The organism is Lysobacter sp. P5_B12 (assembly GCF_056400425.1).
Genome location: NZ_JBFULG010000001.1, coordinates 154,709 through 170,148 on the forward strand (window position 1 = coordinate 154,709; position 15,440 = coordinate 170,148).

Annotated in this window: 17 protein-coding genes and 1 tRNA gene; 13 read left to right on the forward strand and 5 right to left on the reverse strand. The window is 67.7% G+C overall.

The window, feature by feature from the left end; all coding sequences use genetic code 11:
• A complete protein-coding gene (bioB, locus tag AC1DOM_RS00690; protein WP_498959312.1) occupies nt 1-1,026 on the reverse strand; it encodes a biotin synthase BioB in 1,026 nt (341 codons plus the stop codon).
• A gap of 76 nt (nt 1,027-1,102) precedes the next feature.
• Here bioB and AC1DOM_RS00695 point away from each other — a divergent pair, with 76 nt between their 5' ends.
• The gene (locus AC1DOM_RS00695; RefSeq protein ID WP_498959313.1) at nt 1,103-1,825 is read left to right on the forward strand and encodes a ComF family protein; all 723 of its coding nucleotides are present in this window, start codon (nt 1,103-1,105) and stop codon (nt 1,823-1,825) included.
• A gap of 4 nt (nt 1,826-1,829) precedes the next feature.
• On the opposite strand, the gene ubiA is transcribed toward AC1DOM_RS00695, so the two are convergent.
• A complete protein-coding gene (gene ubiA, locus AC1DOM_RS00700; protein WP_498959314.1) occupies nt 1,830-2,744 on the reverse strand; it encodes a 4-hydroxybenzoate octaprenyltransferase in 915 nt (304 codons plus the stop codon).
• 62 nt (nt 2,745-2,806) lie between these two features.
• On the opposite strand from ubiA, the gene AC1DOM_RS00705 reads away from it, so the two are divergent.
• The 4 genes from AC1DOM_RS00705 to zapE all read left to right on the forward strand — a co-directional run bounded on the left by AC1DOM_RS00705 (nt 2,807) and on the right by zapE (nt 5,395).
• Nucleotides 2,807-2,883: transfer RNA gene (locus AC1DOM_RS00705), tRNA-Arg, on the forward strand.
• A 115-nt stretch (nt 2,884-2,998) separates the two neighbouring features.
• Nucleotides 2,999-3,514 carry a c-type cytochrome gene (locus AC1DOM_RS00710; protein ID WP_498959315.1) on the forward strand — a complete coding sequence of 172 codons (516 nt, stop codon included), beginning with the start codon at nt 2,999-3,001 and terminating at the stop codon, nt 3,512-3,514.
• 103 nt (nt 3,515-3,617) lie between these two features.
• Nucleotides 3,618-4,301, forward strand: a complete 684-nt coding sequence (locus AC1DOM_RS00715) for an alpha/beta hydrolase (protein WP_498959316.1) — start codon at nt 3,618-3,620, stop codon at nt 4,299-4,301.
• Nucleotides 4,298-5,395 (forward strand): cell division protein ZapE, encoded by a 1,098-nt coding sequence (zapE, locus tag AC1DOM_RS00720; RefSeq protein ID WP_498959317.1) that lies wholly within the window; start codon nt 4,298-4,300, stop codon nt 5,393-5,395. The genes AC1DOM_RS00715 and zapE overlap by 4 nt, the downstream gene beginning before the upstream one ends.
• Here zapE and AC1DOM_RS00725 read toward each other — a convergent pair.
• A complete protein-coding gene (locus AC1DOM_RS00725; protein WP_498959318.1) occupies nt 5,392-6,732 on the reverse strand; it encodes an APC family permease in 1,341 nt (446 codons plus the stop codon). The two genes, zapE and AC1DOM_RS00725, sit on opposite strands and share 4 nt — an antisense overlap.
• A 76-nt stretch (nt 6,733-6,808) precedes the next feature.
• On the opposite strand from AC1DOM_RS00725, the gene queF reads away from it, so the two are divergent.
• From queF to AC1DOM_RS00745, 4 genes are all read left to right on the forward strand, one after another.
• Complete coding sequence (gene queF / locus AC1DOM_RS00730) at nt 6,809-7,624, forward strand: NADPH-dependent 7-cyano-7-deazaguanine reductase QueF (RefSeq protein ID WP_498959319.1); 816 nt, start codon at nt 6,809-6,811, stop codon at nt 7,622-7,624.
• Nucleotides 7,625-7,705: 81 nt separating this feature from the next.
• Nucleotides 7,706-8,038 carry a LysM peptidoglycan-binding domain-containing protein gene (locus AC1DOM_RS00735; protein WP_498959320.1) on the forward strand — a complete coding sequence of 111 codons (333 nt, stop codon included), beginning with the start codon at nt 7,706-7,708 and terminating at the stop codon, nt 8,036-8,038.
• 40 nt (nt 8,039-8,078) lie between these two features.
• Nucleotides 8,079-8,585, forward strand: coding sequence for a hypothetical protein (locus tag AC1DOM_RS00740; RefSeq protein WP_498959321.1), 507 nt, complete (start codon nt 8,079-8,081; stop codon nt 8,583-8,585).
• A gap of 146 nt (nt 8,586-8,731) precedes the next feature.
• Nucleotides 8,732-10,960 carry an NADP-dependent isocitrate dehydrogenase gene (locus tag AC1DOM_RS00745; RefSeq protein ID WP_498959322.1) on the forward strand — a complete coding sequence of 743 codons (2,229 nt, stop codon included), beginning with the start codon at nt 8,732-8,734 and terminating at the stop codon, nt 10,958-10,960.
• Nucleotides 10,961-11,011: 51 nt separating this feature from the next.
• Here the strand turns inward: AC1DOM_RS00745 and AC1DOM_RS00750 are convergent, their stop codons facing one another.
• Nucleotides 11,012-11,242 (reverse strand): hypothetical protein, encoded by a 231-nt coding sequence (locus AC1DOM_RS00750; protein WP_498959323.1) that lies wholly within the window; start codon nt 11,240-11,242, stop codon nt 11,012-11,014.
• A gap of 106 nt (nt 11,243-11,348) precedes the next feature.
• Between AC1DOM_RS00750 and AC1DOM_RS00755 the strand changes: the two genes are divergently transcribed.
• The 4 genes from AC1DOM_RS00755 to AC1DOM_RS00770 all read left to right on the forward strand — a co-directional run bounded on the left by AC1DOM_RS00755 (nt 11,349) and on the right by AC1DOM_RS00770 (nt 15,033).
• Nucleotides 11,349-12,251, forward strand: coding sequence for a LysR substrate-binding domain-containing protein (locus tag AC1DOM_RS00755; RefSeq protein WP_498959324.1), 903 nt, complete (start codon nt 11,349-11,351; stop codon nt 12,249-12,251).
• Nucleotides 12,252-12,296: 45 nt separating this feature from the next.
• On the forward strand, nt 12,297-13,235 hold the full coding sequence (locus tag AC1DOM_RS00760; RefSeq protein ID WP_498959325.1) for a class I SAM-dependent methyltransferase: 939 nt from the start codon (nt 12,297-12,299) through the stop codon (nt 13,233-13,235).
• A gap of 22 nt (nt 13,236-13,257) precedes the next feature.
• Nucleotides 13,258-13,797, forward strand: a complete 540-nt coding sequence (locus AC1DOM_RS00765; protein WP_498959326.1) for a pseudouridine synthase — start codon at nt 13,258-13,260, stop codon at nt 13,795-13,797.
• A gap of 120 nt (nt 13,798-13,917) precedes the next feature.
• Nucleotides 13,918-15,033, forward strand: coding sequence for a hybrid sensor histidine kinase/response regulator (locus AC1DOM_RS00770; RefSeq protein ID WP_498959327.1), 1,116 nt, complete (start codon nt 13,918-13,920; stop codon nt 15,031-15,033).
• Between the two features lie 4 nt (nt 15,034-15,037).
• Here AC1DOM_RS00770 and AC1DOM_RS00775 read toward each other — a convergent pair whose 3' ends face one another.
• The gene (locus AC1DOM_RS00775; protein WP_498959328.1) at nt 15,038-15,400 is read right to left on the reverse strand and encodes a hypothetical protein; all 363 of its coding nucleotides are present in this window, start codon (nt 15,398-15,400) and stop codon (nt 15,038-15,040) included.
• Between the last annotated feature and the right edge of the window lie 40 nt (nt 15,401-15,440).

A 15,440-nucleotide genomic window follows, 5' to 3' on the forward strand; every position in this document is an offset into this window, starting at 1 on the left:
TCAGGCGGCCTGCCCGGTAATGGCGGCGTGGACGGTGGTGCTGCAGTCTGACGCCACTTCGGCGGCCGCAACGTGCATGGGTCGCAATCCAAGGCGTTCGAACAACCGCTGGTCGTGTTCGGTATCCGGGTTGCCGGTGGTCAGCAGCTTTTCGCCGTAGAAGATCGAGTTGGCGCCGGCCGCGAAGCACAGGGCCTGCAGCTCGTCGCTCATCGTCTCGCGGCCGGCCGAGAGGCGGACCATCGAGCGCGGCATCAGCAGGCGCGCGACCGCGATGGTGCGGACGAATTCGAACGGATCCAGCAGCGCAGTCCCTGCCAGCGGCGTGCCTTCGACCTGCACGAGGCGGTTGATCGGCACCGAATCCGGGTGCGCGGGAAGCGTGGCCAGCGTGTGCAGCAGGCCGGCGCGCTGTTCGCGCGACTCGCCCATGCCGACGATGCCGCCGCAACAGGTCTTCATGCCCGCATCGCGCACGTGCGACAGCGTGTCCAGCCGATCCTGAAGCTCGCGCGTGTGGATGATTTCACCGTAGAAGTCCGGCGCGGTGTCGATGTTGTGGTTGTAGTAGTCCAGGCCGGCGTCGCGCAGGGCGTTGGCCTGGTCGCCGGTGAGCATGCCGAGGGTCGCGCAGGTTTCCAGGCCGAGCGCCTTCACCTCACGGATCATCGCGGCGACCTTCGGGATGTCGCGGTCCTTCGGCGAACGCCAGGCGGCGCCCATGCAGAAGCGCGAAGCGCCGGCGTCGCGCGCCTGGCGGGCCTTGGCCACGACGTCTTCGGTGCTCATCAGCTTCGTGGCTTCCACGCCCGTGTGGTAGCGCGCGGCCTGCGGGCAATAGCCGCAATCCTCGGGGCAACCGCCGGTCTTCACGGACAACAGCGTGGAGACCTGGACTTCGGTGGGGTCGAAATGTTCGCGATGGACCGTGCCGGCGCGATGCAGCAGCTCGGTGAAGGGCAGCGCGAACAGCGCGAGGACTTCGTCGCGGGACCAATCGGTGCGCACTTGGCTGACAGCAGGCATGGGAGTTTCCCGACAGCAATGGCGATACAGGCCGGGCAGTCTGGAAACCATGTCAGTCGCTGTCAACCAACTCCCGGTGCCGCAGGTTGACGGGCTCCGTGCCCGCCTCGGGTTCTGGCTCCGCAACGATGCCAGCCGCCTGCTCTGGCCCAGCCGCTGCCTGGCCTGCCGCGCGCCCGGCATCGCGGGCATGGACCTGTGCGCCGCGTGCGAGCGCGCCTTGCCGCGGATGCCGCCCGCTTGCCTGCGGTGCGCACTGCCGCTTCCGGTGTCGGGCAGGTGCGGAGCGTGCCGCCGGCGGCCACCGCCGCTCCAGGAGGTCCACGCGGCCTGCCTCTATGCGGCGCCGGTCGACCGGCTGCTGCCGCGCTTCAAATTCCATGACGATCTCGCCGCCGGCCGGCTGCTCTCGCAACTGATGGCGGAAGCCTTCGGCGGGCTGCCCCGGCCCGATGCGCTGCTCGCCGTTCCGCTGCATACGGGGCGCCTGCGTTCGCGTGGCTACGACCAGGCGCTGGAACTCGCGCGGCCGCTGTCGCGCGCGCTGCAGGTCCCGTTGCTCGCCGGGGTCCTGGCGCGCACGCGTGCGACGGCCCCGCAAACCGAACGCGCGGCGGCGGCGCGGCGGCGCAACGTGCGGCGCGCCTTCGCGGTGCGCAGTGATGCGGCCGTTCCAGCGCATGTCGTTCTGGTCGACGATGTCATGACCACTGGCGCCACGCTGCACGCGGCCGCCGAAGCCCTGTTGCGCGCAGGTGCGCATCGCGTTGATGCGTGGGTCTGCGCGCGTGTGCCATGAAGCCTTACGCGTGCGCTGCCTGCCAGTAAGCGACGGCGATCCCGGCGAACACGCTCATGCCCACCCACTGGTTGTGCAGGAAGGCGCGGAAGCAGGCGTTGCGTTCGCGATGGCGTGCGATCACGAATTGATATGCGACCAACACGCCGGCGACACCGAGGCCGATCCAGTACGCCATCCCCAGGCCCGCCTGCCGGCCCACCAGCCACAGCGCGAAGAAGGTCGCTGCGTACAACACGCCCTGCGCGATCAGGTCCATCTCGCCGAACAGGATGGCGGTCGACTTCGCGCCCGCGCGCAGGTCGTCGTCGCGGTCGACCATCGCGTACCAGGTGTCGTAGGCCGTGGCCCACAGGATGTTCGCGCCGTAGAGCACCCAGGCGATCGGCGGCACTTCGCCGCGCACCGCCGCGAAGGCCATCGGGATGCCCCATCCGAAGGCCAGGCCCAGGTAGACCTGCGGCAGGTAGGTGTAACGCTTGAGGTAGGGGTAGCTGGCGGCGAGCACGACACCGACGGCGCTCATCCAGATCGTGAGGCGATTCATCGTCAGCACCAGCGCGAAAGCGGCCAGCATCAGGGCGGCGAACACGAGCAGCGCTTCGCGTCCGCGCACCTTGCCCGATGCGAGCGGGCGGTCGCGCGTGCGTTCGACCTGCGGGTCGAGCCAGCGGTCGGCGTAGTCGTTGATGACGCAGCCACCCGAGCGCGTGAGCCACACGCCCAGGGTGAAGACGACCAGGGTCCACAACGGCGGAATCCCCTCGGCGGCGACCCACAACCCCCACCACGTGGGCCACAACAGCAGCAGCCAACCGATCGGCCGGTCGCCGCGCACCAGCTTCCAGTACTGCCCCAGGCGGTCGCGCCACACCGGAACCGGCGGCGGGATCGGCACGTAGTCGCGTTCGTAGCTCATGGTCCTCCGCCTGTGTGCGAGAATGCGCGCCCCGCGGCCCCCGTGGGGTGTTCCATCGCGATGCGCCCGTAGCTCAGCCGGATAGAGTAGTGGCTTCCGAAGCCATTGGTCGGGGGTTCGAATCCCTCCGGGCGCGCCAAATTTTTCGTTCCGCTGGGTGGTCGGCGCCCGCCTGCTCGCGCCCGCCGTGCCCTTCTGGAATAATCCCCGGCTCTTTGTTGGCTTTTGCGCGGCAACGCGCCCCTGGACGGATCGTGCGCAACTACGACCTCGATTTCCTCAAGAAATTCTCGATGGTGCTCGGCATCCTGGCCGCGCTCACCCTCTCCCTGATCCTGTTCGCGCACCACCTGCAGGGCACGCTGGTGCCGGAGCAGGATCCGGCGGTCGCCAAGCGCACGCTGGCCCGCATCGCGCCCGCCGGCGCGGTGTACGCCGGGCAGACCGGTGCCGCGGCGCAGGCCGCTGCCGTCGCCGCCGCTGCCACGAAGGCCGCCTCGCAGGTCGCCTACGGCGGCACGAAGGACGGCGCGACGATCTTCGGCAACCTCTGCACCGGCTGCCACACCTCCGGCGCCGGCGGTGCCCCGACGTTGACGGCGGCCGGCATCGGCGCGCGCGCCGGCAAGGGCAAGGACACGCTCTACAAGCACGCGATCGAAGGCTTCACCGGCACCGCCGGCCACATGCCCCCGAAGGGCGGCAACCCGGCGCTGTCCGACGACCAGGTCAAGGCCACGGTCGACTGGATGCTCGCGAACGTGAAGTAATTCGGGTCCTGCGAACGCAGCACCCTGCAGAACGCCGCCTCCGGGCGGCGTTTTTCTTTCCGGCTTCCCGCGGCGACAACCCGCCCTGCGGCATCATTCGCGCATGACCGCCCCCATTCCCCCCGGCGTCGCCCCCGCCGACCACGCCTTCACCATCGACGGCCCGGCCGGCGCGATCGAAGCCGCCTGCGACGACCCCGAAGAAGGCGCCCTGCAGCTGCCCATCATCGCCGTGCTCTGTCATCCGTTGCCCACCGAGGGCGGCACGATGCACAACAAGGTGGTGACGATGGCGGCGCGCGCGCTGCGCGAATGCGGCGCAAACACGATCCGCTTCAACTTCCGCGGCACCGGCCAGTCGGCGGGCACCTTCGACGAAGGCCAGGGCGAAGCCGACGACCTGCGGGCCGTCGTTGCGTACGCGCGCGAAAAATTCCCGTCGCACACGCTGTGGCTCGGCGGCTTCAGCTTCGGTGCGTACGTCTCCTACAAGTGCGCGCACGCACTGCAGCCGGGCCTGTTGTTGTCGATCGCGCCGCCGGTGGGCCGTAGCTGGCGATTCGACGATATCCCGCATCCCAACTGCCCGTGGATCGTGATCCAGGGCGAAGAGGATGAAATCGTCGACGCGCAGGCGGTGAAAGCCTGGGTCGCGACGCTGCAACCGCAGCCCGAATTCGTCTCGATGCCCGACACCAGCCACTTCTTCCACCGCAAGCTCATGGACCTGCGCGGCGCGATCAAATCCGCCGTGCGCCCGTGGCTGCCGGACCCGGCGAACGGATGAGCACGCATCCGAATCCGTCGGCGGCCTACGCCGCCGGCGTCGCGCGCGGCGAATGGCAGGACGATGCGGCACAGCATGCGGCGCTGCGCGAACTCGACCGCTTGCACGATGCATTGCGCGCACCCGTCAACAACGGTGGCCTGCTCTCGCGCCTGTTCGGGAACGACGCACCGGAAGCGCCGCGCGGCCTCTACCTCTGGGGCGGCGTGGGCCGCGGCAAGACCTTCCTGATCGACCTGTTCTACGACGGGCTGCCGATCGCCGAAAAACGCCGCACGCATTTCCATCGCTTCATGCGTGAAGTCCACGAAGGCCTGCGCGCGCATACGGGCGAGCGCGACCCGTTGGCCGCGATCGCGAAGCAATGGCGCGCCACCCTGCGCGTGATCGTGCTCGATGAATTCTTCGTCAGCGACATCGGCGATGCGATGTTGCTCGCGCGGCTGCTCGAACGCCTGTTCGCCGAAGGCGTGGTGCTCGTGACCAGTTCGAACGCCGCGCCCGTCGACCTGTACAAGGACGGCCTGCAGCGCGCGCGTTTCCTGCCCGCGATCAAACTGATCGAAGCCAATTGCGCCGTCGTGTTCCTCGACAGCCCGCAGGATTACCGCCTGCGCGCGCTGACGCGCTCACCGGTCTATCGCGCGCCGCTGGATGCGGCGTCGGACGCCTGGTTGCACGAGCGCTGGGAGACGCTGAGCCACGCCTGCCCGCGCGAAGACGATCCCTTCGTCGTCGACGGGCGCACGATCGCCGCGCGCGGGCGTGTCGAGGGCATGGGGTGGTTCGATTTCGCCGCACTGTGCGAAGGACCGCGCGGAACGTCGGACTACATCGAAATCGCGCGCGAGTGCCACACGCTGCTGCTGGGCGGCATCCCGAAATTCTCGGCGACGAACGACGATGCCGCGCGCCGCTTCGTCAACCTGATCGACGAGTTGTACGACCGCCACGTCAACCTGGTCTGCACCGCCGATGCGCTGCCGATGGAGCTGTACGCGGGCGACCGGCTGGTCGCCGCATTCGAACGCACGGCCTCGCGACTGGTGGAGATGCAGTCGTCCGAGTACCTCTCCCAGGAACATCGCTCCTAGGCGGTGCGTCGACGGTTGAGGTGCAGGCCCGCGTAGATGGCCACCAACACCGCGAGCGCGACACCGATCGCCGTGAGTTCCTTCTGCGTCAGCGTAAACACCACCAGCACCATCGATGCGATGGCGATCAGCGGAATCACCGGCCCGCCCGGCAACACGAACGGCGTATCGCCGCGTTCGCGCAGATCCTTGCGCTGCGCCCACCATGCCGCAATGCTCACCAGCCCGTACACCAGGCAGATCGCGCCGCCGGAAATCAGGGCGAGCGTGTCGAAGCTGCCTGCGATCGCCAGGATCCAGGCGGGCACCGCATGCGCGATCAGCGCGTTCATCGGCACGCGGTGCGTCGCGGTGACGCGGCCGAAGAGGCGCGGCAGGTAACCGTCGCGGCCCAGCGCGTACACCAGGCGCGAGGTGCCGAGCAGGTTGCCCATCATGAAGCCGGTCATCGAAATGCAGGCGGTGATCAGCAGCAGGACGCGCGCCGGCGTCCACAACGCACCCGCGGTATCGGCGACGGGCACCTTGCTCGCGCCCAGCGCCGCCGTGCCGAGCACGCCCTGCCCGACGATCTGCAGGCCGAGATACAGCAACACGACGAGCAGGATCGCGGCGACCGTCGCGCGCGGCACGTTGCGCGAGGGATCGCGCAATTCGCCCGAAGGCACGAGCGCGGTTTCCATGCCCGAGTACGCGAACATCACCAGCGCCATCGATGCACCCAACGGGGTCCACGACGGCACGGCACCGACGGCGAAACTCACCTGGCTCCAGTCGACGAACCAGATGCCGATCGCGGCCAGCAGGAACAAGGGCGTGAGCTTGAGCGTCGCCAGCGCGACGATCGCGCGCGCGCCGAGCTTCACGCCGAAGGCATTCAACGCGAACAGTGCGGCATACACACCCGTGATCAGCAACGCGCGCGGCACGGGGCCGGCAAGTGCGGGCACGAGGTTGGCGACCTGTTCGGACAGCGCCGCGGCCACGCCCGCGCTCGAGGTGATGTTGCTGATCCACATCAACGCGCCCGCGATGAAGCCGGCGAATTGGCCGAAGGCCGCGGTCAGGTAGGTATACGGCCCGCCCGTGGCGGACACGCGGCTGCCGACGGCCGCGAAACACAGGGCGATCGGGATGATGGCGAGTGCGCCGGCGATGAGCGCGATGGGCGCGGCGATGCCCACTTGCGTCGACAACGCGGCCGGCATGCGGAAGATGCCGCCGCCGATGATCACGTTGATGACCGCCGCGGTGAGCGCAAAGGTGCCGACGGCGCGGATGAGTGCGGCCTCGCCCTGGACGGCGCCGAGCGCGGGTTGCTGCGAACGCTGGTCCATCGTGGAACTCCCCTGGTGACGGCCGAGCGTCGCACAGGACACGCGCCGAGCGCGAGCCCCCTCGTAGAATGCGCGCATGACGTCCCATGAATTGCCGCTCGGCCGCCCGGTCGACTACCCGCGCCATTACGACCCCGGCCTGCTGTTCCCCATCGCGCGCGCGCTGGGCCGCACTGCGTTGTCTTTGCCCGAGACGGGCGCGCTGCCCTTCGCCGGGCACGACCGCTGGCATGCCTATGAACTGTCGTGGCTCGATGCGCGGGGCAAGCCGATCGTGCGGACGGCGACGTTCACGGTGCCCGCCGACTCACCGAACCTCGTCGAATCCAAGTCGCTGAAGCTCTACCTGAATTCCTTCAACGCAACGCGCTTCGACAGCGACGCGGACGTGCGGGCGCGCATCGCGGCCGACCTGGCGCAAGTCGCGGGTGCGCCCGTCGACGTGCGCTTCGGCTTGCCGCCGATGGTGGGCGACGAAGACGACGTGATCGACCTGGACACGCTCGAAGTCGACATCGACGATTACGGCCCGCCGAACGCGGCGTATCTGGCATGCATGGGCGAAGTCGTCGATGCGCGCGTGCGTTGCGCCCTGCTGAAATCCAATTGCCCGGTGACCGGCCAGCCGGACTGGGCCGAAGTGCGCATCGACTACCGCGGCCCGCGCATCGAAGACGAAGGCCTGCTGCGTTACCTGATCAGCTTCCGCGACCACGCCGAATTCCACGAGCAGTGCGTCGAACGCATCTTCACCGACCTCATCGGGCGTTGCCGCCCGGAACGTTTGTCGGTCGAAGCGCTCTACACGCGCCGCGGCGGCCTGGACATCAATCCGTGGCGCGGCACGCCGGGTTTGTCGCCTCCGCCGGCGGTGCGTGCGTTGCGCCAATGAAGCCGTGAGGCTGCTTTAACGACGGCCGTGCTTCCCTGCCGTGGTCCCCGGCCGCCCCCGTCGCCGGGGGGAGCACTGTCCATGACCAACGAAAAGAAGCCCGACTTCAGCGGCGTGCAGGGCACTGTCCGCGGCACCGAAGGCGTGGTGCCGGAAAAGCCCGATTTCAGCGGCGTCCAGGGCAAGGTGCGCGGCGAAGGCCTCGCGCCCGAAGGCACGACTTACACCGTGCAAAAGGGCGACACGCTTTCGCACATCGCGAAGGAACACTACGGCCGCGCGAGCAAGTGGAAGGCGATCTTCGATGCCAACCGCGACCAGCTCGACGACCCCGACCGCATCCAGCCAGGCCAGGTCCTCCAGATCCCGGCGATCGACACCGACGGCGACGGCCAGGCCAACGCGCCGCACTGAGCGCGCCGTATTGAATCCGCATTCCAGCAAGGAGCTCTCCATGAACCGTAATCGCGTCCTGCTTCCGCTCGCCGCCGCCCTGCTCGCCACGCTCGCGCTGGCCGGCTGCAAGAAGAAAGAAGCCTACGAAACACCGACGACGTCCACGCCGCCGCCCGCCGCAACGATGCCGGCGCCGGCCCCCGCGCCGATGCCGTCGGTCGCCGCCGCGAGCGTGACTTCGGTCGATCTCGGCAAGGCCGCCGGCGCCGACATGAAGATCACCGCGCCGATGAGCACCTTCGGCACGAAGGACAAGATCATCGCCGCGGTCGCCACGCACGTCGCCGATGCCGCCGCCACCGTGCCGGCGAAGGTCGGCGCGAAGTGGACGCACGTCGACAGCAGCCAGACCGTCAACGAAGAAGCCCGCGACGTCCAGCTCAAGGGCGACCAGACCTGGGACTTCGAGATCACCAACAGCAACCCGTGGCCGGCCGGCAAGTACCGCGTGGAAGTGATGCTCGACGGTAAGGTCGTGCAGTCGCGCGACTTCGACGTGAAGTAAGCGGCAGCAGCGTTTGGAGAAAGGGCGCGGCCTCGCGGTCGCGCCCTTCTTTTTTGCCCGCAGTAGCCCCCGCGCGCAGGAACCGCGAAAATGGTCGACCCCGGCGCCGTCCGTCCGCGCCGCCTCCTCCTTTTCCGAGCGCGCGCATGTCGACTCCGCCGAAGATCCTCTACACCCTCACCGACGAAGCGCCGTTCCTGGCGACGCAGTCGTTCCTGCCCATCGTCGAGGCGTTCACCAAGCCGGCCGGCATCGCGGTGGAAACGCGCGACATCTCGCTGGCCGCGCGCATCGTTTCGCAATTCGGCGACATGCTCGACGCCGCGCACCGGATGCCCGACGACCTCGCCGAACTCGGCCAGCTCGCCACCACCCCCGAAGCCAACATCATCAAGCTGCCGAACATCAGCGCATCGGTGCCGCAGCTCAAGGCCGCGATCAAGGAACTGCAGCAGCAGGGTTACAAGCTGCCGAACTATCCCGACGAGCCGAAGGACGCGCGCGAAACCGACATCAAGGCGCGCTACGACCGCGCCAAGGGCAGCGCGGTGAACCCGGTGTTGCGCGAAGGCAATTCCGATCGCCGCGCGCCGCTGTCGGTCAAGCAGTACGCCCGCAAGCATCCGCATCGCATGGGCGCGTGGGCGAAGGATTCGAAGACGCACGTCGCGCACATGGACGGCGGCGATTTCTACGGCAGCGAGCAGTCGGCGACGATGGCCGAAGCCACGACGCTCAAGATCGAATTCATCGGCAACGACGGCGCGACGCAGGTGCTCAAGCCGTCGGTGAAGGTGCTGGCCGGCGAGATCGTCGATGCCGCGGTGATGAACGTGAAGGCGCTGTCGCGCTTCGTCGATGCGCAGATCGAGGACGCGAAGGCGCAGGGCGTGCTGTTCTCGCTGCACCTGAAGGCCACGATGATGAAGGTCTCCGACCCCATCATGTTCGGCGTGGTCGTCGAGCGGTTCTATCGCGACGTGCTGGCGCGCCATGAAGACGCGCTGCTGCAGGCGGGCTTCGAAGCGAACAACGGCATCGGCGATCTGTATGCGCATCTGGCGTCGATGCCCGAGGACCTGCGCGCCACGATCGAGGCCGACATCGCTGCCGAATACGCCGCGCGCCCGGGTGTGGCGATGGTGAATTCCGACAAGGGCATCACCAACCTGCACGTGCCGAGCGACGTCATCGTCGACGCATCGATGCCGGCGATGATCCGCGACTCCGGGCGCATGTGGAACGCGAAGGGCGAGTTGCAGGACACCAAGGCGCTGATTCCCGATCGCTGCTACGCGGGCATCTACCAGGTGGTCATCGACGACTGCAAAGCCAACGGCGCGTTCGATCCGGCCACGATGGGCAGCGTGCCCAACGTCGGCCTGATGGCGCAGAAGGCCGAGGAATATGGTTCGCACGACAAGACCTTCCACCTCGAACACGACGGCGTCGTGCGCGTGACCGATGGCAACGGCAAGGTCGTGCTCGAACACAAGGTCGAAGCCGGCGACATCTGGCGCATGTGCCAGACCAAGGACGCGCCGATCCGCGACTGGGTGAAGCTCGCCGTTTCGCGTGCGCGCCTGTCGCATACGCCGGCGGTGTTCTGGCTCGACGAAAAGCGCGCGCACGATGCGCAGGTGCTGAAGAAGGTCGCGGTGTATCTGAGGGACCACGACACCGATGGCCTGGACATCCGCGTGCTCGCGCCGGTCGACGCGATGCTGTTCTCGCTCGCGCGCATCCGCCGCGGCGAAGACACGATCTCCGTCACCGGCAACGTGTTGCGCGATTACCTGACCGACCTGTTCCCGATCATGGAGTTGGGCACGTCGGCGAAGATGCTGTCGATCGTGCCGCTGATGGCGGGCGGTGGTCTGTTCGAGACCGGTGCGGGCGGTTCGGCGCCGAAGCACGTGCAGCAGTTCGTCGCCGAAGACTACCTGCGCTGGGATTCGCTGGGCGAATTCCTCGCGCTGGCCGCCTCGCTGGAACATCTCGCGGAGCGTTACTCCAATCCGCAGGCGCAGGTCCTGGCCGATGCATTGGATGCGGCGAACGCGAAGTTCCTCGACGAAAACAAATCGCCGGGCCGCAAGCTCGGCACGCTCGACAACCGCGGCAGCCATTTCTACCTGGCGATGTACTGGGCGCGGGCGCTGGCGGCGCAGGACGTCGATGCGGGCCTGAAGGCCAAGTTCGCACCCGTGGCAAAGGCGCTGACGGACAACGAAGCGAAGATCGTCGAAGAGCTCAATGCGGTGCAGGGGAAGGCCGTCGACATCGGGGGTTACTACCACCCCGACCTCGCGAAGCTCGCCAAGGCCATGCGGCCGAGCGCGACCTTGGATGCCGCGCTCTCGCAGCTGCGCTGATTGACGCTCTGGAATATGCCCCTCTCCCGGTGGGAGAGGGGCTTTGCGGGATCAGCAGTGGGAGATGCCGATCTTTTCCGGCGAGACCAGGGCGTCGTTCGCCTGGTGCGGATCGATCGGATCGTGGCCGCCGAGCAGCAGGAACGATTCGAACCAGCGCGAGCGGAGCGCGTCGGTCTGGCGCGGGCGCAGGCCACTGACTTCGTCCTCGATACGGCCATCGACCAGATGGCCCTGAAGCGACAGCAGATCCTTGTACAGGCGGGTGGTTTGCAGACCCATGACCGTGCTCCGTGATTGAGTGGAATGAAAGATAGGCGCATGATCGGGCGCTGAAAATCGCAAGTTTCGACAACTTGCCTTCGATTTAATTCAAGTCGGAGCCACCGTGAGCAAGCCGCCGCTGCACGCCCTCCAGGGCTTCGTCGCCACCGCGCGCATGGGGAATCTGTCGCGCGCGGCCGAGTCGATGCACCTCACCATCAGCGCGCTGAGCCACCAGATCCGCGGGCTCGAGGAGCGTCTCGGGCAGCGCCTGTTCGTCCGCAATCCGCGCGGGGTGACGCTGACGGCCGACGGGCAGCGGCTCTTCGATCGCGTCGCCGGCCACCTGGATGCCATCGACCACGCGCTGCGCCCCTTCGGCATGCGGCGCGACGACGTACTCACGCTCACGTTGATGCCGTCGTTCGCGACCAGCTGGCTCGTGCCGCGCCTGCCGCGTTTCGTCGCGGCGCATCCGCAACTGGAGATCCACCTGCAGTCGACGATCAACGTCGTCGATTTCGAACGCGACACCGAACTCGATGCGGGGCTGCGCTACGGCCCCGGGCATTGGCCGGGGCTGGAAGCGGTGCACCTGTTCGACGATTGGCTCACGCCGATGGCGAGCCCGGCGCTGATCGAACGCCTCGGTTGCCCGACACTCGAAACCCTGGGCGACTTCCCCCTGCTCGGCGCACCCGGCGGGCGCTGGACCGAATGGTTCAAGCGGTTCGGCGGGCAGGTGCCCAAGCGCTATGTCGCGAACTTCGACGACTCCGAGACGCTGCACCGCGCCGCGGTCGAAGGCATGGGCATCGTGCTCGGGCGGCTGACGCTGGCCTGGCCGCTGATGGACGCCGGCCGCCTCACCCAATTGTTCGACGAACGGCTCAAGGCCGATTTCAGCCACTACCTGGTGTTCCCGCCGCGCTCGGGCTCGCATGGCGGGCTCGCGCAGTTCCGCGCGTGGGTGCTCGACGAGGCGGCCCGTTACATCGCCACCCAGGACGGCGCCACGCAAACGTGAGGCAAGCGGCGTTACCCTGACGCCCCCTCAGACGGAGTCGCCTCGATGGATCGCAAGCTCGCCGTTCGCCCCCTTGTTGCCTGCCTGATGCTCTCCCTGCTCGCCGCGTGTGCGTCGACGAACAGCGGCGACAACGCCGCGGCGACCGCCGACGCAGCCGCCGCCTCGGCAAGTGCATCGGCCGACAACGGTTCGGCCTCCGCCAGTGCGTCGTCCTCGATGGTGAGCAACGCCACCGGCGCCGCACTCGACACCGTCATCGCCGGCGATTGGCGCACGCCGAAGTGGGTCGCGCGCGACCCCTACCGCCATCCGAAGGAAACGCTGTCCTTCTTCCTGCTCAAGCCCGACCAGACGGTCATCGAAATCACGCCGGGCGGTGGTTGGTGGACCGAGCTCCTCGCGCCTTACCTGCGCGACAACGGCAAGTACGTCGCGGCCGTGTGGGACGACAAGATCACCGGCCAGCCGGGCTACCGCTACGACCTCAACAAGCAGTTGCGCGCGAAGATCGCGGGCAACGCCGCGTTGTACGACAAGACCGAAGTGCGCCTGTTCGACGCGAAGAAGCCTGATTTCGGTCCGTCGAACTCGGCCGACGTCGTGCTCACCTTCCGCAATGCCCACAACTGGGTGGAAGACGGCAACGCCGCCGATTACTTCCGCGCCTTCTACACCGTGCTCAAGCCGGGCGGCACGCTGGGCTTCGAAGACCATCGCGCCAAGCCGGGCACCGACCTGCAGAAGCAGATCAAGACCGGCTATCTCACCGAGGAATTGGTGAAGAAGTACGCGCAGGACGCGGGCTTCGTGCTCGACGGCGAAAGCGCGGTCAACGCGAATCCGAAGGACACGACCGATCACCCGAACGGCGTGTGGACGCTGCCGCCGACCAACCAGCACGACAAGGCCGACGATGCGAAGTACCAGGCGATCGGCGAAAGCGATCGCATGACGCTGCGGTTCAAGAAGCCCGCGGGTTGATGCGGGTCGGTTGCGCTGCACGATGTTGATCGCGTTCAACAAGCCCTTCGGGGTCTTGTCGCAATTCACTGATCGCAGCGTGCCGCCGCGGCCGACGTTGGCCGGGTTCGGCCTGCCGCCCGATGTCTACGCGGCGGGCCGGCTCGATGCAGACTCCGAAGGCCTGCTGTTGCTGACCGACGACGGCGCACTCGCGCATCGCCTGAGCGACCCGCGGCACAAGCAGGCCAAGACGTACTGGGCGCAGGTCGAAGGCGTGCCGGACGAATCGGCGCTCGCGCGCTTGCGTGCGGGCGTCGCGTTGAACGATGGCATGACGCTGCCGGCGCAGGTGCGCACGATCGCGCCGCCCGAGCTCTGGCCACGCGATCCGCCGGTGCGCTTCCGCAAGACCGTGCCCGATGCCTGGATCGAGCTGGCGATCACCGAAGGCCGCAATCGCCAGGTCCGCCGGATGACCGCAGCCGTGGGCCTTCCCACGTTACGTCTGGTCAGGGTGGGGATCGGAAACCATCGGGTCGAGGGGCTCGAGCCGGGCGCGTGGAAGGAAGTCGCGGGCTGAACTGTTCAGCTCGAAAGCGGCTGTTTTGGGAGCGACCGCACAGACTTTCTGATAAGTTCCMTGTCCCGTTCAGGTTCCGCAACGAGACGGATCTCGTTCGAACCTGGCTGAAGGATGCGCATGCCAGAGACGACTCCCCCAACCGCTGGCCGGATCCTGGTCGTCGACGACCAGCCCGCCAACCTGCGCGTCGTCAGCACGCTGCTGTCGCGCAACGGTTATGACGTCGTGCCGGCGGGCACCGGCCCCGAGGCGCTCGACCACGCGCTCGAAGCCACGCCCGACCTGGTGCTCCTCGACATGCTCATGCCGGGGATGGACGGGTTCCAGTTGCTCGCGCAGATGCGGCACCACCCGTCGTTGCAGGACATGCCGGTGATCTTCCTCACCGCCGCGCAGGACCGCGAATTGTTGCTGCGCGCCTTCGACAGCGGCGCGGTCGATTACGTCACCAAGCCCTTCATTCCCGAAGAATTGCTTGCGCGCGTGAGTGCGCACGTGGCGCTGAAGCAGGCGCGCGACCGACTGGAACGCGTGGCGCGCGAACGCCAGGAGCTGGTGAATCTCGTCGCGCACGATCTCAAGAATCCCTTGAGCAGCGTGTTGTTCGCCAGCGACATCCTCATGCAGGACGGCTGCCGGCCCGAGCGCATCCCGCGCTACCTGCAGATGATCCACGAAAGCGCGCACGACGCGATCGGTTACATCCGCCGCTATCTCGAAGGCCAGGAACGCATCGCGGCCGCCAGCGGTGGCGAAGCGCACACGCATCCGGCGGCGCTGCAGGAAACGATCGAATGGTTGGCGCAGCGCTACGAGTTGCAACTCGAAAGCCGCGGCATGCACCTGAAGGTGTTGGTGCCCGAACCCTGCGGCACCGTCGCGATCGATCGGCGCGTGCTGCGCCAGGTGGCGGAAAACCTGATCACCAACGCGATGAAGTACGCCGCCGAGGGCAATGAACTCGCGCTGGAAGTGGCCAAGTCGAGCAACGCCGGTTACTGGCAGTTGCGCGTACTCGATCGCGGCGGCGGCGTGCCGCCGGACAAGCGTCGCGATCTGTTCAAACCGTTCATGCGGTTGAGCGGGCGCGAAGACGGTTTGTCGAGCGGCCTGGGCTTGTCGCTCGCGCGGCAGATCATCGTCGGTGCCGGCGGCGATCTCTGGTACGAAGATCGCGACGGCGGCGGAGCGGTGTTCGTGATCGAACTGCCCGCCGCGCTCGTGATCGACTGAAGGATTATTCCGACGCGGTTTGCGTGGCGCGCGTGCTCTTGCGCGCAGTGCGCTTGGTCGCGCGCTTGGCCGGCACGCGGCGCGCGGTGCCCTCGATGGCTTCGCGGTCTTCGCCGTTCTGCGCCTGCTTCGCCTTGCGACGTGCGAGGTACCACAGCGCACCGGCACCGACGACGGTGGCGACCGTGACGATGGGATAGCGGCGCACGAACTTCATCGCGACCTTGCCGCCGGTCTTCACCGCACCGATCTTGACGCCGGCATCGAGCCATTGGCCCGCGCGTGGCACGAACTCCATCACTTCGCCGCCCAGCTTGCCGGCGAGATCCATCGCGCGTTCGGGCAGTGCGATCAGCTTGGTGTTCATCGTGCGGGCTCCCGTGGAACGGTTCGTAGGCTCGGCAGTC